Consider the following 21,121-nt stretch of genomic DNA (forward strand, 5'->3'; position numbering starts at 1 on the left):
GCCTATATATTAAAGTAAATTTCTGATAGATTAAATTTAACAAAACGCCCAACAAAAAATCTCTAAATTTTATTCTCGACCCTCTTATTCTTCAGTATTTTTTAAGCATCCTATCTGTATAATTCGAGCTCACGAATTGAGAAACCACCTTTAACTTTCACGTTAATAAAGCCTTTTCTTTTAATATCGTAAGTTTTAATTTTGAGTTAAATAAACCATTCTCTAATTTTTGAGAATCTTGAATTTGACTTTTAAATTATGTTTTTTAAATTAACACTGTTAAACTAATTAGTCAATCTTTGAAATCTAAACAAGTGATCGATTGAGCCAATCTTTTATCAGGCTTTCCCTGGAAAGTAGATATAAAGATAAAACTAATTAATAAAATTAAAGTTTTTTGATTAAAACTTCATATTAAATCCTAAGATATTTTATTTTAGGTAAATTTTATATGGAGAGTTTGATCCTGGCTCAGAGTGAACGCTGGCGGCGTGCCTAATACATGCAAGTCGAACGGAGATTAAGTAGCTTGCTATTTAATCTTAGTGGCGCACGGGTGAGTAATATATAGCTAACTTGCCCATTACTAAGGGACAACAGTTGGAAACGACTGCTAATACCTTATACTCCGTATCTATATAAGTAGGTACGGGAAAGTTTTTCGGTAATGGATAGGGCTATATCGTATCAGCTAGTTGGTAAGGTAACGGCTTACCAAGGCTATGACGCGTAACTGGTCTGAGAGGATGATCAGTCACACTGGAACTGAGACACGGTCCAGACTCCTACGGGAGGCAGCAGTAGGGAATATTGCTCAATGGGGGAAACCCTGAAGCAGCAACGCCGCGTGGAGGATGACACTTTTCGGAGCGTAAACTCCTTTTCTTGGGAAAGAATTATGACGGTACCCAAGGAATAAGCACCGGCTAACTCCGTGCCAGCAGCCGCGGTAATACGGAGGGTGCAAGCGTTACTCGGAATCACTGGGCGTAAAGGACGCGTAGGCGGATTATCAAGTCTCTTGTGAAATCTAACGGCTTAACCGTTAAACTGCTTGGGAAACTGATAATCTAGAGTAAGGGAGAGGCAGATGGAATTCTTGGTGTAGGGGTAAAATCCGTAGAGATCAAGAAGAATACCCATTGCGAAAGCGATCTGCTGGAACTTAACTGACGCTAATGCGTGAAAGCGTGGGGAGCAAACAGGATTAGATACCCTGGTAGTCCACGCCCTAAACGATGTATACTAGTTGTTGCTTCGCTAGTCGAGGCAGTAATGCACCTAACGGATTAAGTATACCGCCTGGGGAGTACGGTCGCAAGATTAAAACTCAAAGGAATAGACGGGGACCCGCACAAGCGGTGGAGCATGTGGTTTAATTCGAAGATACGCGAAGAACCTTACCCGGACTTGATATCTAACAAATCATCCAGAGATGGAAGAGTGTCTGCTTGCAGAAATGTTAAGACAGGTGCTGCACGGCTGTCGTCAGCTCGTGTCGTGAGATGTTGGGTTAAGTCCCGCAACGAGCGCAACCCACGTCATTAGTTGCTAACGGTTCGGCCGAGCACTCTAATGAGACTGCCTTCGCAAGGAGGAGGAAGGTGTGGACGACGTCAAGTCATCATGGCCCTTATGTCCGGGGCGACACACGTGCTACAATGGCGTATACAATGAGACGCAATATCGCGAGATGGAGCAAATCTATAAAATACGTCCCAGTTCGGATTGGAGTCTGCAACTCGACTCCATGAAGCCGGAATCGCTAGTAATCGTAGATCAGCCATGCTACGGTGAATACGTTCCCGGGTCTTGTACTCACCGCCCGTCACACCATGGGAGTTGATTTCACTCGAAGCCCAAATACCAAACCGGTTATGGTCCACAGTGGAATCAGCGACTGGGGTGAAGTCGTAACAAGGTAACCGTAGGAGAACCTGCGGTTGGATCACCTCCTTTCTAGAGTACAACGAATATTCTCTCACAAGATATTCGTCAAAGGAAAATTTAGGTTATCGTTATAGATAATCTACTCAATCGACCTTGTTTAGTTTTGAAAGATTGACGCAAACCTATAGGGGCCTATAGCTCAGCTGGTTAGAGTGCACCCCTGATAAGGGTGAGGTCACAAGTTCAAGTCTTGTTAGGCCCACCAGAGAATTTAATTGGGGAATTAGCTCAGCTGGGAGAGCGCCTGCTTTGCACGCAGGAGGTCAGCGGTTCGATCCCGCTATTCTCCACCATAATTAGTTTAACATCAAAAAAGTCTAAACTAAGTATTTTTATTAAGTATTTAGTTTAGACTTTGTCGAAATAGACTCTTTATTTTTACGGCGCTTTCGAAAGAAGCGGTGTGCTTTAGGGGTTTCCAAAGGGCTTTGCCCTTGGTCGCAAAGACTAGCTTTACTAGTCTGCGAAGTCTAAACGTTATTTAGTTTATTATTGTTAAAAGTCACAATCAAGTTTTAATAAATAAAACAATTTTACAGGACTTGTTAAAGATTTAAAGATCTTGCTTATTTGCTTAATGCAGAAGTTTGACGTCACAAGATATCATAGGATTTAAAACTTACCTAGATATTAGTCAATGCTTTCCGTCTTAAAAGCTAGAGATTTAAATTTCGTAATAGATCTAAATTTGAGGCTTCGTTATGAAATCTTAAATTTATGAGTTACCTTTAACAAGGAAGTGATGCGAATTAGAATATATTATATACTAATAAAAGGTAAGCTACTAAGAGTAAGTGGTGGATGCCTTGGCTAGTAGAGGCGATGAAAGACGTGCCAGGCTGCGATAAGTCTCGGGGAGCCGTCAAGGGGCTTTGATCCGGGAATTTCTGAATGGGGCAACCCAGTTAAGCGCGAGCTTAACTACCTAATATGGAGCGAACGAGGGGAATTGAAACATCTTAGTACCCTCAGGAAAAGAAATCAAAAGAGATTACGCTAGTAGCGGCGAGCGAACGCGTAAGAGGGCAAACCGTTAGTTTACTAACGGGGTTGTAGGACTGCGATATAGACTAAACTTAGCTAATAGAATAATCTGGAAAGATTAAGCATAGAGGGTGATACTCCCGTATATGAAAGCTTTGTTTTACTTAGCAGTATCCTGAGTAGGGCGGAACACGTGATATTCTGTCTGAAGCCGGGTCGACCACGATCCAACCCTAAATACTACTACTAGACCGATAGCGCACAAGTACCGTGAGGGAAAGGTGAAAAGAACTGAGGTGATCAGAGTGAAATAGAACCTGAAACCATTTACTTACAATCATTCAGAGCACGATTCTTTATGACGTGTGATGGACTGCCTTTTGCATAATGAGCCTGCGAGTTGTGGTGTCTGGCGAGGTTAAGGAAACCCGGAGCCGTAGCGAAAGCGAGTCTTAATAGGGCGTTTAGTCAGATGCTGCAGACCCGAAACGATGTGATCTATCCATGAGCAGGTTGAAGCCGGTGTAAGAGCCGGTGGAGGACCCAACCCGCTGGCGTTGAAAAGCCATGGGATGACTTGTGGATAGGGGTGAAAGGTCAATCAAACATCGTGATAGCTGGTTCTCTCCGAAATATATTTAGGTATAGCGTCATGTAGTAACACTGGGGGGTAGAGCACTGAATGGGCTAGGGCATACACCAATGTACCAAACCCTATCAAACTCCGAATACCTAGTGTGTAATCATGGCAGTCAGGCGGCGAGTGATAAAATCCGTCGTCGAGAGGGGAACAACCCAGACTAACAGCTAAGGTCCCTAAATCTCATTTAAGTGGAAAACGATGTGGAGTTACTTAAACAACCAGGAGGTTGGCTTAGAAGCAGCCATCCTTTAAAGAAAGCGTAATAGCTCACTGGTCTAGTGATTCTGCGCGGAAAATATAACGGGGCTAAAATGAGTACCGAAGCTTTAGACTTAGTTTTACTAAGTGGTAGGAGAGCGTTGCATTCAGCGTCGAAGGTGTACCGGTAAGGAGCGCTGGAGCGAATGCAAGTGAGCATGCAGGCATGAGTAGCGATAATTGGGGTGAGAATCCCCAACGCCGTAAACCCAAGGTTTCCTACGCGATGCTCGTCATCGTAGGGTTAGCCGGGTCCTAAGCAAAGTCCGAAAGGGGTATGCGATGGAAAATTGGTTAATATTCCAATGCCAACTATAATGTGCGATGGAAGGACGCTTAGAGTTAAGCAAGCTAGCGGATGGTAGTGCTAGTCGAAAGGTGTAGGTTAAGATCCAGGCAAATCCGGATTTTTTTAAGCCGAGACCCCACAGGCGTTTGAAGTTCTTCGGAATGGATAGCGAATTGCTGATACTGTCGAGCCAAGAAAAGTTTCTAAGTTTAGTTATAGTTGCCCGTACCGTAAACCGACACAGGTGGGTGGGATGAGTATTCTAAGGCGCGTGGAAGAACTCTCTTCAAGGAACTCTGCAAAATAGCACCGTATCTTCGGTATAAGGTGTGCCTAACTTTGTGAAGGATTTACTCCGTAAGCATTGAAGGTTACAACAAAGAGTCCCTCCCGACTGTTTACCAAAAACACAGCACTCTGCTAACTCGTAAGAGGATGTATAGGGTGTGACGCCTGCCCGGTGCTCGAAGGTTAATTGATGACGTTAGCTCTGCGAAGCGTTTGATCGAAGCCCGAGTAAACGGCGGCCGTAACTATAACGGTCCTAAGGTAGCGAAATTCCTTGTCGATTAAATATCGACCTGCATGAATGGCGTAACGAGATGGGAGCTGTCTCGAAGAGGGATCCAGTGAAATTGTAGTGGAGGTGAAAATTCCTCCTACCCGCGGCAAGACGGAAAGACCCCGTGGACCTTTACTACAGCTTGACACTGCTATTGGGATAAAAATGTGCAGGATAGGTGGGAGGCTTTGATCCATATACGCCAGTTTATGGTGAGCCGTTGTTGAGATACCACTCTTTTTTATTCTGATAGCTAACTAGCTTGAGTTATCCTCAAGTAGGACAATGTCTGGTGGGTAGTTTGACTGGGGCGGTCGCCTCCCAAAATGTAACGGAGGCTTACAAAGGTTGGCTCAGAACGGTTGGAAATCGTTCGCAGAGTATAAAGGCAAAAGCCAGCTTAACTGCGAGACATACACGTCAAGCAGGGACGAAAGTCGGTCTTAGTGATCCGGTGGTTCTGTGTGGAAGGGCCATCGCTCAAAGGATAAAAGGTACCCCGGGGATAACAGGCTGATCTCCCCCAAGAGCTCACATCGACGGGGAGGTTTGGCACCTCGATGTCGGCTCATCGCATCCTGGGGCTGGAGCAGGTCCCAAGGGTATGGCTGTTCGCCATTTAAAGCGGTACGCGAGCTGGGTTCAGAACGTCGTGAGACAGTTCGGTCCCTATCTGCCGTGGGCGCAAGAAGATTGAGGAGAGTTGACCCTAGTACGAGAGGACCGGGTTGAACCGACCACTGGTGTACCAGTTATCCTGCCAAGGGTAGCGCTGGGTAGCTATGTCGGGATGTGATAACCGCTGAAAGCATCTAAGCAGGAAGCCAACTCCAAGATGAATCTTCTTTTAAGAGCTCTTATAGACTATAAGTTTGATAGGCTGGGTGTGTAATGGATGAAAGTCCTTTAGCTGACCAGTACTAATAGCTCGTCTGCTTATCTTTTAATAAGCATCACTTCCTTGTTAAGGGTAATTTTATTTCGAAAATCCGAAATAAAATATCTAATCTATACCTTATCAAGATCTTGTTTTAGTTAAAATGAGATTTGACTTTTAACAATTAAATAGCAGTGTTAAAGAAGTAAATTAATATAGTTTATTTCTTTAACACTGCCCGTGACTATACAGACGAGGAAACGCCTTGCTCCATCTCGAACCAAGAAGCTAAGCTCGTCCTGGCTGATGATACTCTCCCTTACTGGGATGTCGGGAAAGTAGGTCGTTGCGGGCTTTGTTTTTTATTCTTTTATACTATTTACTCCCTTGTTTTACACTCTGTATTCTTTAGTTTGTTTGTCTTGTAATATGTTGTCTGTTCTTGGATTGATGAAGTTGTTGGTGCGCTCCTTTATTAAACTTTATTCAAGTATTTTTAGGAGAAAATGCTAAATTAAAATTATTTGGAGTATCATGAGTATTTACGAGCTAAAACCCAAATTTCAAAACCTGCTTCGTCCGTTAGTAAAGCATCTTTATAATGCCGGTATTACGGCAAATCAAGTTACGCTTCTAGCCTGCATTATCTCCATTTTATTAGGTGCGCTACTTGCTAAATTTTCCGATATTTCAGCATTATTTTTTCTGCTACCTATTTGGATGTTTTTACGTATGGCGTTAAATGCTATCGACGGTATGCTGGCTCGCGAGTTTAATCAAAAAAGCCCGCTTGGAGGTTATCTAAACGAAGCTGCCGACGTTATTTCAGATGCCGCGCTTTATTTACCGTTTGCTTTCGTGGCGCCATTTGGATGGGGCATTATCACGCTTATTATCTTTCTAGCCTTTATGAGCGAGTTTTTAGGCGTCCTAGGGCAGGTACACTGTAGCGGTAGGCGTTACGACGGCCCTATGGGTAAGAGTGACCGCGCATTCGTGTTCGGACTTATCGGTACTATATATGCGGTACTGGGTCAGCTGCCCTCATGGTTTAGTTGGGTGCTTTATGCGGTGGTGTTTTTGCTTGCGCTTACCTGCATAAATCGCGTCAGAATGGGCTTAAAAAGCTAGTTCAATAAAATACACGGCATAAATTTAAGGAATGAAGCAAAAAATAGGATGACGTATTTTTGCAAATTTATGCCTAGACTCCCATAAATCAAACGATATAAATCCCAAAAGAATATCCAGCTGCAATGATATAGTATTTGGCGTAGTTTAGGGTTGCGGCCAAATTTAGTTTAAAGGTTTTATAAAACTAGCATATGTTTAGTGGGCAAGCAATAAATCACAATCCGTACTCAGATAAATTCTTTAAAAAAATAGCCAAAAAATGTAGCATGGCCGCGGCAAAAACTTTATTAAAAAGATAGCCAAATTTATGGACGACGCAAGCTAGTCAAATTTAAAATAAGAGCTTGCGATAGCCGTACAAAAAACTAAATTTGGCGAGTATGTCAAATTTATAAACTCGGTTTTTACTAAAGTTATCTTATTGCTAAGGCAAACGCGTTTATGGAATTTAAAGCAGAGGAGCGAGTGGGTATTTTTGTTTGAGTGTAGGTTTGGTGGTTAAGATCGCTTTTTAATAAGCAAAGACTATGTAATGCTCGTGTTGTAAAACGAAATTTGCCGCCCAGCCGAATTTTAAATTTTAGCGAGCGCAAGCGGATTTACAAACGCGAACGGCGGCGAAACGGGCGCGCAGAATTTCTCGCGCGCCCTAAAAGATTACTCGCCCAGGAAGTATTTCAAATCCGCCTGCGCGTCGCCGCTGATTAGGCGAAGGCCGAAATTTTGCACCAAAAAGCCCAAAATTTCGTCGTTGAAAAACTCAGGCACCGTAGGGCCCACGTTGACATTCTTAACGCCCAAGCTAAGCAGCGCAAGCAGGATGATGACCGCCTTTTGCTCCATCCACATCAGCACGATCGAGACCGGCAGATCGTTTACCGCGATGCCCGTAGCCTCGCTAAGCGCCAGAGCGATCTTGACCGCGCCGTTGCTGTCGTTGCACTGACCAAGGTCGATATAGCGCGGAAGCTCGGTGCCGGGCACGGTTCCGAAATCCACGTCGTTGAAGCGGAATTTGCCGCAGCTGGAGGTCAAAATCACGCAGTCTTTCGGCAGGCTAAGCGCTAGCTCGCGGTAATACTCTCGTCCTTTGCCAGGCGCATCGCAGCCCGCGATGACGAAGAAGCGGCGGATTTTGCCCGAGCTGATCGCGTCTAAAATTTGCGGCGCAAGGCTTAAAATCGTCTTGTAGTGTCCGCCCGTTACCAAGCTCTCGTCGCTGTCGATGCTCACGTCACCGCATGCAAGCGCGCACTCGATGAGCGGCGTAAAATCGTCGTTTTGGATATGTTTGACGCCGTCTGTGCCCGCGATAGAGTAGCCAAACAGCCTGTCCGCGTAGCTACAGGATGAGCGAAGCGGCACGATGCAGTTCGTGGTCATCAAAATCGCGCCTTTAAATTCGTTAAAAAGCTTAGTCTGATCGAACCACGCCTTGCCGACGTTGCCCTTTAGGTGCGGATACTTGCGAAGCTGTGGATAGCCGTGCGCAGGGAGCATCTCGGAGTGGGTGTAGATATTGATGCCCTTGCCCTCGGTCGCCTTTAGCAGCGCCTCAAGAGCGTGCAGGTTGTGACCGCTAACCAAAATAGCCTTGCCCTCGACCTTGTTTTGGCTTACCTTGACCGGGGTCGGTACGCCGAATTTTGCGGTATGCGCCTCGCTTAAAATATCCATCATCTGCACGCCCGCGCTTCCGACGGCCATCAGCTGCGCAATATGCTCGTCAAAGTTAAAATTTGAGTTCGTCAGCGTGAAATACAGCGTGTCTGCCATAACGGTATCGACCGCGCTAGTATCGGCGCCGAGCTCGTGCGCGTGGTGGCGGTAGGCGCTAAGCCCCTTAAGTCCGAAAACCATAGTGTCTTGAAGTAACGCCAGCGTGGAGGTTTTACCGCAGGTGCCGCGGTCTTGACCTTTGGCGCCGCAACCCTCAGGCGCGCTCATTTGGCACTGATGACAGAACATCTCTTGATTGTAACTCATAGAAAATCCTTTATAAAGAATTAGTTATAGATTTTAAGATTTTATTTATAATAACGACTTGATCGCCGTCAAGAAACGGCGAAAATTTATCAAAATTATTTATAAAATGAGAATTTAAATTTCACGAGCTAAATTTGAGCTCTTGTGGCGGCTGGGGCGTTATGCAAATTTGAGTCAAATTTTAAAATTCTAACGACAAAATCGCGAGCGGCACGACCTATGCTCGGGTAGTAAAATCGCTCAACAAACGAGCCGATACTATGGCGCGATGGCAATCTTGACGGCTCTACGAAGTCAGGGTGGTTGCGGGAGATCGGCGGGCTGTGTAGCCAAACTCGCTAACGCGCAAAACGATCAAGAAACATGGGTCGGCAAATTTAAGGGTATTTCTCCAAGGCGTAGCAACCGCAGGGGCAAGGAGACAATTGCTTGCTTCGCTTAAAGAATACGAATTTTAGGTATAATACCGCAAAAATACAAAACAATCGAAGCGATATTTCTATAAAAGAAATTTATCATATTTTTAAAATCGATAAGGGTTTTGTAGGCGGCAAGCTAGAGTCGCAGCTAAAATCTGCCTAAGTTTCGTTAAGCTTATATTTGGAGTATCATGAGCGTTTGCGAGTTAAAATCCCGAGCTTCAAACCCGCTTCGTTCGCAAGCAATTGTCGCCGCAAATCTGTGTTACTCGTCAAATTTGACGCGCAAACAGGGCAAATTTAACAAAAAGGACGAAAGATGAAAGAGTTTTTAGCGGCCGCGCTTGATTTTATCCTTTGCCGCATCACGATATTTATCACGGGCGTGCGGCCGCCGCAGGAGCTTTTAAACATCGGCGAGGGCACTAAAATTTACTACGCGAACCACGCTAGCCACGGCGATTTTTTGCTGATTTTCGTCTCGCTGCCTTACCGCGCGAGAAAGCTCGTGCGCCCAGTTGCGGCGGCGGAGTACTGGGAGAGCGGGCCGGTGCGCAGGTTTCTTGCTAAAAACGTGTTTAATATGCTGCTAATCAGCCGTCATAAAGATCCGCTAGAGGCGCTAGCGCAAATGAGCGAGGCGCTAAAAACGCACTCTCTCATCATCTTTCCCGAAGGCACGCGCAAGACGGACGACGATCTAGCGCTGCAGCCATTTAAAAGCGGGATTTTCCGCCTGGCGCAGCAGTGTCCCGCCGTCCCGCTCGTGCCCGTATGGATCAAAAATGCGCGAAATGTCCTGCCTAAAGGCTTTATAATACCCATCCCGCTACTTTGCGAGCTGATAGTGGGCGAGGAGATAATCTACGGCGGCGAGGGCAAGGGCGAGTTTTTACAAAAGACGCAGGACGCGCTACTAGCGATGAGCGATACGCAAAATGATAGAACGAAAGCCTAGCGCGGCGGCTTTGGCGATGGCGGTAAATTTGAGCTCCGTAAATCCGCCACGTAAGACTGGGAGATTTGTGACCGATCTTTACGGCAAATTTGACGGCAAGCCTTTGAGAGCGGCGGCTAGAAGCGTCAAATTTAAAAATAAAGCCCGGGCTAAAATGCTCGCCTCGCCGCAAATCAAATTTGACCCAAACGCAGGCTCAAAGCGCGAGCATTTTTCGCCAATAAATTTAACCGCCCAAACCGTCCGCAGAGCAAATCAAACGTGCGCAAATTTGACTAGCTGGGAGCGCTTCAAAACAGACGTCAAATTTAGCTTTAAATTTAACCGAAAGGCACTAAAATGAACCCGCAAAATCATATCTTAAATCTATTTTTAGGACTCATCGCAGTGCTAGTCGTCTCTAGCGTCGTTGCCTTTATGCTAAAGGCAAAATTAGGCGCCGAGAACAAAACCATTGCAAATTTGACCTCGCGCATAAACGCCTGGTGGGCGATGATTTTGGTGATTTTTGCGTTTACGTATATGGGCAAAAACGCCGTGATATTTTTGTTTTTGCTCGTATCTTTTGCTGCATTGCGCGAGTTTTTGTCGCTCATCTACATCCGCAGGGGCGATCATATCGCGCTCGTGTCGTGCTTTTACGTGATTTTGCCCGCGCAGTATATCTTTATCTATGCCGACTGGTACGCGATGGCGATGATATTTATCCCGGTTTACGGATTTTTGTTTTTGCCGATTTTGGCGGCTATTTGCGGCGATGCGGTATATTTTTTAGAGCGCTCGACGAAGATCCAGTGGGCGCTGATGATCTGCGTGTTTTGTATCTCGCACATCCCCGCGCTTCTTTTGCTGGATCTTGAGCGCGGTAACGGCATGGAGCTGATGCTATTTTTGATCCTGGTTGTACAGTCTAGCGACGTGCTGCAGTACGTCTGGGGCAAGCTTTTTGGCAAGCGCAAGATCGCGCCTAGCATCAGTCCGTCTAAGACCGTGGTCGGCTTTGCGGGCGGGGTGCTTAGCGCTAGCGCACTGGCTGCGTGCTTGCATCATCTCACGCCTTTTGGCGCGGTAGGGGCGTTTTTTATCGGGCTTGCCGTTTGCATGATGGGCTTTTTAGGAGGGCTTGTTATGTCTGCGATCAAGCGCGATCTGGGCATCAAGGACTGGGGTTATATGATCAGCGGGCACGGCGGGATGCTTGACCGTATGGACTCGCTGTGCTTTGCGGCGCCGATATTTTTTCACATAGTTAGATATTTTTACGCGTGAGGGTTTAATGAAAATTTGGAGCAAAATTTTACTTTTAGCGCTGACGGCAAATTTTGCCTTTGCATTTTCGGCCGAAAAGCTCGTGCAAGACGCTAGAGCGCAGGTCGGACGGACGCTGTTTTACGATCCTTCGTACGAGAGGCTAGCCTATCCGATGGGCGACGTGGATATGATAAGAGGCGTTTGCACCGACGTCGTAGTTAGGGCGCTGCGCGGGCAGGATATCGATCTGCAGCGGCTCATCCACGAGGACATGAGCGCAAATTTTAACGCCTATCCAAAAAACTGGGGCGCGAAAAAGACCGACAAAAACATCGATCATCGCCGCGTGCCAAACATCGCGACCTATCTAAAACGCAAGGGCTACGAGACGAAGGGCGAGTTTAGGACCGGCGATATCGTGACGTGGCGGCTGGATAACGGCAGGCCGCACATCGGCATAGTTTCGGATAAATTTGCCGCTAACAAAAACCCGCTCGTGATCCATAATATCGGGCTTGGCGCGCAGGAGGAGGACGTGCTAAATGTTTACGAGATAACGGGGCACTTTAGGATAAAATAAGTAGAAAAATCGATAAATTTAAGCGAGAAAGGCGAAAAAATGGAGTTTAAAGAGAGCTATTTTATAACGAGCGACGGGGCGAGGATATTTTACAGATACCGCCTAGCTAGCGACGTAGCGTGCGAAAACCCGGGCGCAGGCGAAGTAAATTTGAGCGAGGACGGCAAATTTGACGGATCAAATTTGGGCGTCCAAACTTCAAACGAAACGTCAAATTTGACCGACGAGCGAGCAAGCGGCGCGGATGAAAATACGGAGTTAGGCTCAAGCGGCGAAGGTAAACTTGGCGAGCAAAATCTACCAAACGGCGGCGAAAACTCGGACTCAAATTTAAACGAAACAGGCAAATGCGCCGCGTCAAATTTGAGCGAGACGCCTAGCGAAATTGCCGAGCAAAATCTCAAATTTAAAGCCGCGCCAAACGCCAAAGCCGTAGCGATTTTTCACCGCGGGCACGAGCACTCGGGTAGGACGACGCACGTGGCGGAGGGGCTAGCGGACGAGAGTTTGAGCTATTTTGCGTGGGATCAGCGCGGACACGGCAGGAGCGACGGCGAGCGGGGCGACGCGCCGAGTATCGGCCGCCTCATCGCCGACGTGGACGAGTTTGTGGCGCACATCGAGCAGAGATTCGGCTTTGAGACGCAAAATTTAGCCGTGATAGCCCAGAGCGTGGGCGCGGTACTGGTCTCGGCGTGGCTGCACGACTACGCTCCGCGCGTTCGCTGCGCGGTGCTGGCTAGTCCGGCGTTTAGCGTGAAGCTTTACGTACCGTTTGCTAGAGCGGGTCTAAAGGCGATCTACCGCGCCCGCGGAAATTTTTTCGTAAACAGCTACGTCAAGGCTCACTATCTCACGCACGACAAACAGCGTCAGGCCAGCTACGACGCCGACTCGCTCATCACTCGCGCGATCTCGGTGCGCATACTGCTGGGGCTTTACGAAGCGGCGCAGCGCGTGGTTTCGGACGCTGCGGCTATCACGACGCCTACGCTGCTGCTGATCTCGGGCGATGATTGGGTCGTAGAGCACGCCCCGCAGCACGAGTTTTACAACGCTCTTGGCGCGCGCGTAAAAAGGCGCGAGATTTTAGAGGGATTTTACCACGATACGCTGGGCGAAAGCGAGCGGGAGAGGGCGTTTGAGATCGTGCGCGAGTTCGTCGGTGAGAGGTTTAGCGCGCCTTTTAGCGAGGTGGACTGCACGCATGCGGACGAATACGGCTTTAGCCGCGAGGAGGCCGATAGGCTAGCTACGCCGCTGCCGAGATTTAGCCCGAAAAATTTGATGTTTAAGTTTCAAAGGTTTGGTATGCAGGCGATTTCACCGTGGGTCGGCGGACTAAAGATCGGCGAAAATACCGGCTACGATAGCGGCAGTACGCTTGACTACGTCTACCGAAACGAGCCGCAAGGGGCGAATAAATTTTTTAAATTTATCGATAAATTTTACCTAAACGCCATCGGCTGGCGCGGTATCAGAGAGCGCAAACGAAATATCAAGCTAGCTATCGATCAAGCCGTGGCAAATCTGCAGGAGCGAGGCGAGCCGCTACGACTGCTCGACATCGCCTCGGGACACGGCAGATACATACTAGACGCCGCGCAGGGGCATAAATTTGAGCGCATAACGCTGCGCGACTACAGCGACATAAACGTAAAAGCCGGCAGCGAAATGATAAAAGAGCGCGGGCTGCAGGACGTCGCGAGCTTTACGCAGGCAAACGCCTTTGACGCCGCTAGCTACGAGGGCCTGCAGGATGCATATACGCTAGGCGTCGTGTCTGGGCTGTTTGAACTTTTCCCTGATAACTCGGTCGTGCGCACCGCGCTACAAGGCTTTTCAAGCAGCGTAAAAAGCGGCGGCTACCTCATCTACACCAACCAGCCGTGGCACCCGCAGCTTGAGATGATCGCGCGCGCTCTATCTAGCCACAGGCAGGGTGCGGCATGGATCATGCGCCGCCGCAGCCAAGCCGAGATGGATCAGCTCGTGGCAAATGCGGGATTTAAGAAAGTAAAAGAGTGGATAGATGGGGATGGGATATTTAGCGTGAGTTTGGCTGTTAAAATTTAAGCGGCTTGTCTCGCGCGCGCTTTTAAATGATTTCGTAAATTTCGCCCTGCGACAGACTACGTGTCTAGTCTTGGGACGAAATTTACTTCAAAACATTTAAAATCATCTCACGATACTTCGCCTTATTGTTTTACGTTCAAATTTGAAGTCAAATTTACAAATTTGAGCCGCCAAAACCCGCACCTTGAAAATGTAAATTTAAACCCGCGACGCTTTGCCTGTAAGGCAAAGCAATGTCGCCACCTTAAAAGCGTCGTAGGGGGGGGATTAAAGGGGTGGGGAGCGACTTCGCAATTTAAGCCCCACCCCCTTTACAATAAAGTAAAAAACAACCTTAGACGGTTGTTTTTTACGAAAAGAATCTAACTAAATTTGACTAATTCAAATTTAGTACCTTAAAGATGCGGGTATCGGCGAGTAAAATTTACAAATTTGCGCCAAGCGAGCGATCTCGGACGATTAAGTCATGAAGGCGCAAATCCGCTAAAATTTGATAGAATTAGCAAAAAAGGCAAAAATGAAAACGAAATTGTTTTTATCGCAGCTGGCCGCGCTAGTCGTAGTTGCCGCGATATTTTACGCTAGCTACGGCGCCACGAACGCCCTCGCGAGCGCCCGCGCAAACGTACCCGAGATCTATTTCGCGTGGGAGCGCGCGGTGCCGTTTTGGGCGTGGAGCATCGTGCCGTATTGGTCGCTAAATTTGCTCTATGCGCTTGGATTTTTCCTCTGCCGTGACGCCGGGGAGCTCGCGCGTTATGTCACGCAGCTACTTGCTGCGCAGCTCATCGCGACGCTGTTTTTTATCGCATTTCCTCTGCAAATGTCGTGGGAAAAGCCCACAGCTTCGGGCCTTAGCGGCTTTTTGTTCTCGAGCCTCGCCGCCTTTGACCTCCCGTTTAATCAAGCCCCGTCGCTGCACATCATACTTTGCGTCGTGGTAGGCGCATTTTACCTTCGCAAGGCGCGCGCGGTTTGGCTTAAGGCGGCACTTGCGGCGTGGTTTGCGCTCATCGGTCTTAGCGTGCTGACCACGTATCAGCACCATTTTATCGACATTCCGACGGGGCTGGCCGCGGGCTGCCTCGTGCTACTGATTCGCCCGCTAGACGGCGCGCCGCTTAGTTTTGCTATATCTAGGGAGGCTGCTCGCTACAAATGGGCGGCGCTATATCTAGGGCTTGCGTTTTTGACGCTTTTTGCGGCGATTTTGGGGGCTAAAATTTGGGGCGCGTGGATGCTGTGGCTATCTTGGGCGAGCCTTAGTTTCGCGCTGGTTGCTTGCGGTTACGCGTTTTTGGGCGCGGGAGTTTTTGCTAAAAACGAGCAAGGCCGTCACGCTTTCGCGGCCAAAGCTTTACTTTTTCCCTATCTTTGTGTCGCGCGGCTAAATGCGCTCTTTTGGTTGCGCGGACGCCGGCTTTCAGACGAGATTTTGCCAGGGCTGTATCTAGGCTCGGTTAAGCAGGCGGGCAAATTTGACGCGGTGCTTGACTGCGCGGCCGAGTTTGAGCGGCCTGGCGGCGCGCAAATTTACGCGAGCGTGCCTATGCTAGATATGATAACGCCGAGCGCGGACGAGCTAAAACGCAGCGCGGACGAGCTTGAACGGCTCATAAAAACGACTCTTTGCGGCGGCGAAACTTTACCGCAAAGGGCGGCGGAGCTAGGATTAAATTTTAGCGCCAAGGCAGGCTGCACGCACGGGCGAGATTTTAAATTTAACGAGCAAATGGACTCGCGGGTAAATTTGCTAGCGTGCGTCGCGGCAAACGAAAGCAAAAACGCCAAGGCGGAGCAAATTCTCACGGACTCAAACGAACGAACCACCGAGACAAATGGCAAAAAGGTGCTGGTCTGCTGCGCGCTGGGCTACGGCAGGAGCGCGTCGGTGCTGCTTGCGTGGCTGGTGATTTATGCGGGACTGGGCTTTGACGACGCGCTAAATTTGCTAAAATCTCGCCGCGAAAAGATCGCAGTCGCTAGCTCGCTGCGCGAGCGGATAGTGCGGCTAGCCGCAGAAGCCCGCGCAAATTCGAAAGCGGAGTAAAGAAGCGGCAAATTTAAGCGCGAAATAGGCGCAGGCCAAATTTGATCAAGTCCGGTTTGAGGGATTAAATTTAAAAAATCTGTCGGCTGGAAACAAGCGGCATTGCAAAATTCTCGGCGAAAACGAACGAAAATTTAACCAAACGCCCAAAATAAGGAGAGAAAATGACGAATGCGGAGCAAAGCAAAAAAGCGGCGCAAAACGGGGAGCGCGAATGCCGCCAAAGGACGGACTACAGAGCCTTGGCGCTGGTTACGGCTAGATTTTTAGCGACGCATAGGCTGTTTTTCTTTTTAAATTTACTTCAGCTGGCCGTCTGTCTTCAAATTTTTACGCATTTTGCCGTTGTAGCCGGCTTTTTGGCGGCTTTTGCGGCTCTGCTTTATCTGCACGTTAGGCTGCATTTTGATACGCTGATTTTTAGGGATTTTGCGGAGGGGAGGCTTGATTGCGGTAAATTTGACTCGGCGCTTTTAGAGCTAAATTTAACTAGCAAACCGCCTAAAATCCGCGATATGAAAAGTCGCTACACGGGAGCTTTGCAGATATATAAACTAACCGCCGCGCTTACTATCCTCGTTGCTGCCGCGGCTTTGGCGGGTTATTATCTGGGCTAGAGTTTGGGAGCCAAATTTGACGGTCAAATTTGGCTCGCGAGCACGCTTAAATATACAAAGCGCTAGTTAAATTTGACTCGTAGGTTTATGGAGCCTGAAAGATAAATTTAGGCGCAAACGGTTAAATTTGCGCCCGTAGGTTTATTTGATATTTTCTAGCGTGCTGCAGCTCTGAGCCGAGCCTAGATCACAGCCTTTTTTGAAGTAAATTTTAGCCTTTTCAAGATCTTTTGCGACTCCGCTTTCAGTCGGCGGCATGTAGTATGTGTGGCCCGCAAACAGACATGACTCCACCAGGCCGTGCTCGCAGCCTTTGTCAAAATACTCCGCGGCTTTAGCAAACTGCTTTTCTTGGTAGTACGCAGAGCCCGCGTATTCGCATCCCAGTGCGATATTTGCTTTGCAAGCTTTTGCGGCGTTGTCTTTATATTTTACGTATTTTTCGGAGGCTTCATGCTCTTTTTTTGTGAAGGCTAGGAGATAGTATTCGTACGCCTTTACCTCGTCTTTTTTGCCGTAGGTATCGTCCTGGTATATTTCGCCCAGCTTCGCGCATCCGTCAAACCTTTCGCCTTGGCAAATTTGGCTTAGGATTTCGACGGCTTTGTCTATATTTTTCTCCACGCCTTTGCCGTCTCTGTAGCCCATCGCTACAAATTTACAACCATCATTGTAGCCGCTATCGCAAAGTTTTGAAAATATCTCAAAGCCCTTTTTAGGATCGTGCTCGGCGCCGTTTTTGCCCTCGGTGTACGAGTAGCCCGTCCATAGGCATCCTAAATTTGAGCCCAGATCGCAAGCTTTTTGGTAGTATTTGACGTCTTGTTTTTCGTAAGCGTAATCTATACAAGCTGCCGCGTCGTTGTTTTCGCAACCTTTTTCAGCGCTTACGGCCGTTTTGTCTTTTACTTTGTTGCAGCAGTCGCTTCTCTTGCCGAACGATATCTCGCAGCACTTTTCATAGGCCTGCTTTGCGAGGCCGGAGTCTTTTTTGACGTCGGAACCCTTGCCAAACTCATAAAGCTGTCCGAGCTCCTTGCAAGAAGAATCGACCTTTTCTTTATAGCAGCCTAGCTTAAAGTAGTTCTCCGCGTCCTTCCACTGGCCTTTTGATTTTGCGGCCAGGCCGTCGTTGTGATTCGGTCCGGCCTGTGCTACCGACAGGCAACAAAATGCTAAAAACAAGGTTAAAGCAAACTTTTTCATAAGACCCTCCTTGCGAGTAATCTTAAGCATTAGAGCCTCTTTGCTATGTTTTTAACCTAAATCGCGACTACTTCGGTTTTTAGCTCGACGCCAAACTGCTCCAAAACGCGCTCGCGAGCTAAATTTATGAGTCCCGTCACGTCCGCAAAGCTCGCGGCGTTAAAATTTACGATGAAATTTGCGTGTTGCTCGCTAAATTTAGCTCCGCCTATCGCGTAGCCTTTAAGCCCCACCGCTTCGATTAGTCTGCCCGCGTAGTCGCCCGGCGGATTTACGAAACAGCTACCAAAGCTAGCGCCCTTTGGTTGATTTGCGCGTTTAGCGGCAAAATCGGCGGCGAGCGCTACGTCAAATTCGCGCAAGATTTTAAACTCGGCGCCGAAAATCGGCTCATCTATCCCGCTTTTGCGGTAGTTAAAGCTTATCCTCTCGCGCTCTACCCAGCCGCGCCCTAGCCGTACCGCGAGTAGATCGTCGCTGATGCTAACGCCGCAAAGCCCCGCGTTCATTTTGATGAGGCCCCCAAGCGTGCCCGGGATATTTTGCAAAAACTCAAATCCGCCGATATTATGCTTTTTGGCGAAGTTGTAAATTTTGCCCGATTTCGTCGCAGCTCCGATACTGAGCACGTCGCCGCTTAAGTTTATATAATCAAACGCGCTGCCTAGCATCATCATCGGGGGCGGGTTTGGTGAGATGAGTAGGTTGTTCGCGCCGCCTATCATCACGCGCCCGGCAAATTCCGGCTTTAGCGCGTCCTCTATTCTCTCTAGCACCGCCACCTCGTGCACGCCGCCCACTCGCACCGAGCTAAATTTGGAAAAATCTACAAGCTGCGTCATTGCACGAAATTTGGGATAAACTCTATCATACGCGTCGTGAAATCAACCATCATCGAGACCATCCACGGCATCAAAAATATAATCACGACGACGACGAGGATGATCTTTGGTACGAAGCTTAGCGTCATCTCGTTTATCTGCGTCGTAGCCTGAAATATACTGATGATAAGGCCCGCCGACAGGCCCGCTAGCAGCATCGGGAAGCTTAGATAAAGCGCGATCTTAAAGGTTTCGATACCGAGTTCTATGAGCGTTGATTGCATTAGCTAAACCTTATATCGTTGTACTCGGCGGGTACGAGGTAGTTTTTGGCATCGATAGGCAGCGGATAAAATCCCCTCTCATAACCAAGCGCAAAGAGCCTGCTTACGGCCTTTAGCTGCGTTTTGTTCATCGAGACGGAGCTATCGTTTGCGTAGAGATTTAGGTAGGTTTTTAGCTTTTCTTTATCGACGCGGATAAGATTTCTCTCCATGAGCATGTGCGACAAAAAGGGCTTATGCGCGGTGGCGATGCGTACGCCCTCCGTTAGCACGCGCTCGCACTCGATGGCATCCGTTATCGGTAGGCTACGGCGAACCGCCATGCCTCCCAGCGGCAGCGGCAAATTTTCGCCCGCTAGTTCGCTCCAGATATCCCAGATCTCTCGTTCCACGCAAAGCTCGTCCGAAAAGTCAAGAATGCTCTCGTGTATCAGCACGCCGGCGTCCACTTCGCCGCTTAAAACCGCGCCCTCGATCTCTAGGAAATTTTTATAAACTATGCGCGCCTGCGGGTAGGCCATGCGAAAAAGCAGGGCGTTTGTCGTGTGCTTGCCGCTTAGCGCGACCTTGAAATTTCGCTTTAAAACCGCGCCCTTTTTCTTGACGAGTTTTGGTCCGTAGCCCTCGCCGAAGCTCACCGCCGTGCGCAAAAGCGCGTATTCGTCGCAGATAAGAGGATATAGCGCGAAACTAATCGCCGTGGCTTCATATGTGCCCTTTAGCGCCTCGTCGTTTAGCGTCTGGATATCAAGAGCCGTTGCGCTAAATTTTAGATTTTTGGAGCTTACCCAACCGAAATCAATCGCCTTATACATAAAAATATCGTCGGCGTCGGGCGAATGAGCGACGTTTATACGCTTAAAAATCTTCAAATTTTATCCTTTTTGCTCTGCTTTAAATTTCGCGCGCGGCTAAATTGCGAAATTATAGTAAATTTTTGCTACAATCGCCATAAAAATGCGGAATTTATAAAGAAAAATATGGAAAATCAGGCGTATTTAAAAGAGCAAATTTTAACTTATCTTGGCAACAAACGCTCGCTTTTGGGCTTCATCGAACAAGGCGTAAATATCGCAAAACACGCACTTGGCAAAGAAAAGCTAAGCTGCTGCGACCTTTTTAGCGGCAGCGGCATCGTGTCGCGGTTTTTAAAATCCCACGCAAATTTCATCGTCGCAAACGACCTGGAGCTTTATAGCCGCGTAACAAACGAGTGCTACCTCGCAAACGCGGACGCGAAATTTAAAAAAGAGCTTGATTTTTGGCATGAAAAGCTAACTAGAGAAATCAGCGCAAATTTACGCGAGGGCTTTATTTGCGAGCTTTACGCGCCAAAAGACGAGGCAAATATCTCAGCGAGGGACCGCGTCTTTTACACGAAAAAAAACGCCGCCTACATAGACACCGCGCGCCAGATGATCGAGGCGCTAGTGCCGCAGGAGCTGCGCGTTTTTTTCGTCGCTCCGCTGCTGTATTCGGCTAGCGTGCACGCTAACACCAGCGGCATTTTCAAGGGTTTTCATAAAAATAAGGACGGCCTTGGGCAGTTTGGCGGACGCGGCAAGCACGCGCTATCTCGCATCACGGCAGACATCAGCCTGCTTAAGCCCGTTTTTTCAAATTTTAACGTCGAATTTGACGTGCAAAGTCGGGATGCAAACAAGCTTGCCGCCGAGCTTCCGCCGCTTGATCTAGTCTATCTTGATCCGCCTTATAACCAGCACCCCTACGGCTCGAACTACTTTATGTTAAATTTGATCGCTAGCTACGAGCGTCCGAGCGAAATCTCGCGGGTTTCTGGTATCGCTAGAGGCTGGAACCGCTCGGTTTTTAATCAAAAATCAGCCGCCGCGCCGGCGTTTTTCGAGCTAATCTCAAAGCTAAAAGCAAAATTCGTGCTCATCTCGTTTAACTCCGAGGGCTTCATAGCGCGCGAGGAATTTAGCCAAAATTTAGCCGGGCTTGGCGAAGTGCAAATTTTGGAGAAAAAATACAACACCTTTCGCGGCAGTAGAAATCTAGCCAGCCGCCCGACGCACGTGAGCGAGCTGCTTTACGTTTTAAAAAAGGCGTAAATTTAGACTAAATTTTACCGCAAACGAGCGGCGTCAAATTTGCGCGAATAATCAAAAATTCATCTCAAATTTGATAAAATCAGCCCGATTATTTTAAATTT

At 48.1% G+C, this 21,121-nt stretch carries 14 protein-coding genes, 2 tRNA genes and 3 rRNA genes; 14 read left to right on the forward strand and 5 right to left on the reverse strand.

Annotated elements, in window-relative coordinates:
* Positions 1–448: 448 nt before the first annotated feature.
* The 6 genes from H7R39_RS06010 (at position 449) to H7R39_RS06035 (ending at position 6,694) form a co-directional block, all read left to right on the forward strand.
* A 16S ribosomal RNA gene (locus H7R39_RS06010) occupies positions 449–1,959 on the forward strand.
* A 119-nt stretch (positions 1,960–2,078) separates the two neighbouring features.
* A tRNA-Ile gene (locus tag H7R39_RS06015) sits at positions 2,079–2,155 on the forward strand.
* A gap of 12 nt (positions 2,156–2,167) precedes the next feature.
* Positions 2,168–2,243, forward strand: a tRNA-Ala gene (locus H7R39_RS06020).
* A gap of 481 nt (positions 2,244–2,724) precedes the next feature.
* Positions 2,725–5,630, forward strand: a 23S ribosomal RNA gene (locus tag H7R39_RS06025).
* 169 nt (positions 5,631–5,799) lie between these two features.
* Positions 5,800–5,918 (forward strand): 5S ribosomal RNA (rrf, locus tag H7R39_RS06030).
* The 16S, 23S and 5S rRNA genes sit together here with 2 tRNA genes alongside, the layout of an rRNA operon.
* 179 nt (positions 5,919–6,097) lie before the next feature.
* A complete protein-coding gene (locus H7R39_RS06035) occupies positions 6,098–6,694 on the forward strand; it encodes a CDP-alcohol phosphatidyltransferase family protein (protein ID WP_185898375.1) in 597 nt (198 codons plus the stop codon).
* A gap of 660 nt (positions 6,695–7,354) precedes the next feature.
* Here the strand turns inward: H7R39_RS06035 and hcp are convergent.
* Positions 7,355–8,683 carry a hydroxylamine reductase gene (gene hcp, locus H7R39_RS06040; protein ID WP_185898376.1) on the reverse strand — a complete coding sequence of 443 codons (1,329 nt, stop codon included), beginning with the start codon at positions 8,681–8,683 and terminating at the stop codon, positions 7,355–7,357.
* Between the two features lie 738 nt (positions 8,684–9,421).
* Here hcp and H7R39_RS06045 point away from each other — a divergent pair.
* The 7 genes from H7R39_RS06045 (at position 9,422) to H7R39_RS06075 (ending at position 16,634) form a co-directional block, all read left to right on the forward strand.
* A complete protein-coding gene (locus H7R39_RS06045; protein ID WP_185898377.1) occupies positions 9,422–10,060 on the forward strand; it encodes a lysophospholipid acyltransferase family protein in 639 nt (212 codons plus the stop codon).
* On the forward strand, positions 10,041–10,403 hold the full coding sequence (locus H7R39_RS06050; RefSeq protein WP_185898378.1) for a hypothetical protein: 363 nt from the start codon (positions 10,041–10,043) through the stop codon (positions 10,401–10,403). The genes H7R39_RS06045 and H7R39_RS06050 overlap by 20 nt, the downstream gene beginning before the upstream one ends.
* On the forward strand, positions 10,400–11,329 hold the full coding sequence (locus tag H7R39_RS06055) for a phosphatidate cytidylyltransferase (protein ID WP_185898379.1): 930 nt from the start codon (positions 10,400–10,402) through the stop codon (positions 11,327–11,329). The genes H7R39_RS06050 and H7R39_RS06055 overlap by 4 nt, the downstream gene beginning before the upstream one ends.
* A 7-nt stretch (positions 11,330–11,336) precedes the next feature.
* The gene (locus H7R39_RS06060; RefSeq protein WP_185898380.1) at positions 11,337–11,891 is read left to right on the forward strand and encodes a DUF1287 domain-containing protein; all 555 of its coding nucleotides are present in this window, start codon (positions 11,337–11,339) and stop codon (positions 11,889–11,891) included.
* 39 nt (positions 11,892–11,930) lie between these two features.
* The gene (locus H7R39_RS06065; RefSeq protein WP_185898381.1) at positions 11,931–13,967 is read left to right on the forward strand and encodes a bifunctional alpha/beta hydrolase/class I SAM-dependent methyltransferase; all 2,037 of its coding nucleotides are present in this window, start codon (positions 11,931–11,933) and stop codon (positions 13,965–13,967) included.
* A gap of 517 nt (positions 13,968–14,484) precedes the next feature.
* The gene (locus H7R39_RS06070) at positions 14,485–16,017 is read left to right on the forward strand and encodes a phosphatase PAP2/dual specificity phosphatase family protein (RefSeq protein ID WP_185898382.1); all 1,533 of its coding nucleotides are present in this window, start codon (positions 14,485–14,487) and stop codon (positions 16,015–16,017) included.
* Between the two features lie 164 nt (positions 16,018–16,181).
* Positions 16,182–16,634, forward strand: coding sequence for a hypothetical protein (locus H7R39_RS06075; RefSeq protein WP_185898383.1), 453 nt, complete (start codon positions 16,182–16,184; stop codon positions 16,632–16,634).
* A 141-nt stretch (positions 16,635–16,775) separates the two neighbouring features.
* Here the strand turns inward: H7R39_RS06075 and H7R39_RS06080 are convergent, their stop codons facing one another.
* The 4 genes from H7R39_RS06080 to H7R39_RS06095 are packed head-to-tail and all read right to left on the reverse strand — an operon-like array spanning position 16,776 to position 19,811.
* Positions 16,776–17,840 (reverse strand): tetratricopeptide repeat protein, encoded by a 1,065-nt coding sequence (locus H7R39_RS06080; RefSeq protein ID WP_185898384.1) that lies wholly within the window; start codon positions 17,838–17,840, stop codon positions 16,776–16,778.
* Positions 17,841–17,896: 56 nt separating this feature from the next.
* A complete protein-coding gene (locus H7R39_RS06085; RefSeq protein WP_185898385.1) occupies positions 17,897–18,682 on the reverse strand; it encodes a UDP-N-acetylmuramate dehydrogenase in 786 nt (261 codons plus the stop codon).
* On the reverse strand, positions 18,679–18,945 hold the full coding sequence (gene fliQ / locus H7R39_RS06090; protein WP_002953589.1) for a flagellar biosynthesis protein FliQ: 267 nt from the start codon (positions 18,943–18,945) through the stop codon (positions 18,679–18,681). Before fliQ ends, H7R39_RS06085 begins: the two co-directional genes overlap by 4 nt.
* Positions 18,945–19,811, reverse strand: a complete 867-nt coding sequence (locus H7R39_RS06095) for a menaquinone biosynthesis family protein (RefSeq protein ID WP_185898496.1) — start codon at positions 19,809–19,811, stop codon at positions 18,945–18,947. The genes fliQ and H7R39_RS06095 overlap by 1 nt, the downstream gene beginning before the upstream one ends.
* Before the next feature lie 114 nt (positions 19,812–19,925).
* Here H7R39_RS06095 and H7R39_RS06100 point away from each other — a divergent pair, with 114 nt between their 5' ends.
* Positions 19,926–21,020, forward strand: a complete 1,095-nt coding sequence (locus H7R39_RS06100) for a DNA adenine methylase (RefSeq protein WP_185898386.1) — start codon at positions 19,926–19,928, stop codon at positions 21,018–21,020.
* Positions 21,021–21,121 lie beyond the last annotated feature (101 nt).

This window comes from Campylobacter massiliensis, from assembly GCF_014253065.1.
GTDB lineage: Bacteria > Campylobacterota > Campylobacteria > Campylobacterales > Campylobacteraceae > Campylobacter_A > Campylobacter_A massiliensis.

Bases quoted from the DNA above. Each gene is read 5' to 3' on its own strand.
- H7R39_RS06035 (WP_185898375.1), top strand. From the start codon at position 6,098: ATGAGTATTTACGAGCTAAAACCCAAATTTCAAAACCTGCTTCGTCCG.
- hcp (WP_185898376.1), bottom strand. From the start codon at position 8,683: ATGAGTTACAATCAAGAGATGTTCTGTCATCAGTGCCAAATGAGCGCG.
- H7R39_RS06060 (WP_185898380.1), top strand. From the start codon at position 11,337: ATGAAAATTTGGAGCAAAATTTTACTTTTAGCGCTGACGGCAAATTTT.
- H7R39_RS06055 (WP_185898379.1), top strand. From the start codon at position 10,400: ATGAACCCGCAAAATCATATCTTAAATCTATTTTTAGGACTCATCGCA.
- H7R39_RS06070 (WP_185898382.1), top strand. From the start codon at position 14,485: ATGAAAACGAAATTGTTTTTATCGCAGCTGGCCGCGCTAGTCGTAGTT.
- fliQ (WP_002953589.1), bottom strand. From the start codon at position 18,945: ATGCAATCAACGCTCATAGAACTCGGTATCGAAACCTTTAAGATCGCG.
- H7R39_RS06065 (WP_185898381.1), top strand. From the start codon at position 11,931: ATGGAGTTTAAAGAGAGCTATTTTATAACGAGCGACGGGGCGAGGATA.
- H7R39_RS06050 (WP_185898378.1), top strand. From the start codon at position 10,041: ATGATAGAACGAAAGCCTAGCGCGGCGGCTTTGGCGATGGCGGTAAAT.
- H7R39_RS06085 (WP_185898385.1), bottom strand. From the start codon at position 18,682: ATGACGCAGCTTGTAGATTTTTCCAAATTTAGCTCGGTGCGAGTGGGC.
- H7R39_RS06080 (WP_185898384.1), bottom strand. From the start codon at position 17,840: ATGAAAAAGTTTGCTTTAACCTTGTTTTTAGCATTTTGTTGCCTGTCG.
- H7R39_RS06075 (WP_185898383.1), top strand. From the start codon at position 16,182: ATGACGAATGCGGAGCAAAGCAAAAAAGCGGCGCAAAACGGGGAGCGC.
- H7R39_RS06045 (WP_185898377.1), top strand. From the start codon at position 9,422: ATGAAAGAGTTTTTAGCGGCCGCGCTTGATTTTATCCTTTGCCGCATC.
- H7R39_RS06100 (WP_185898386.1), top strand. From the start codon at position 19,926: ATGGAAAATCAGGCGTATTTAAAAGAGCAAATTTTAACTTATCTTGGC.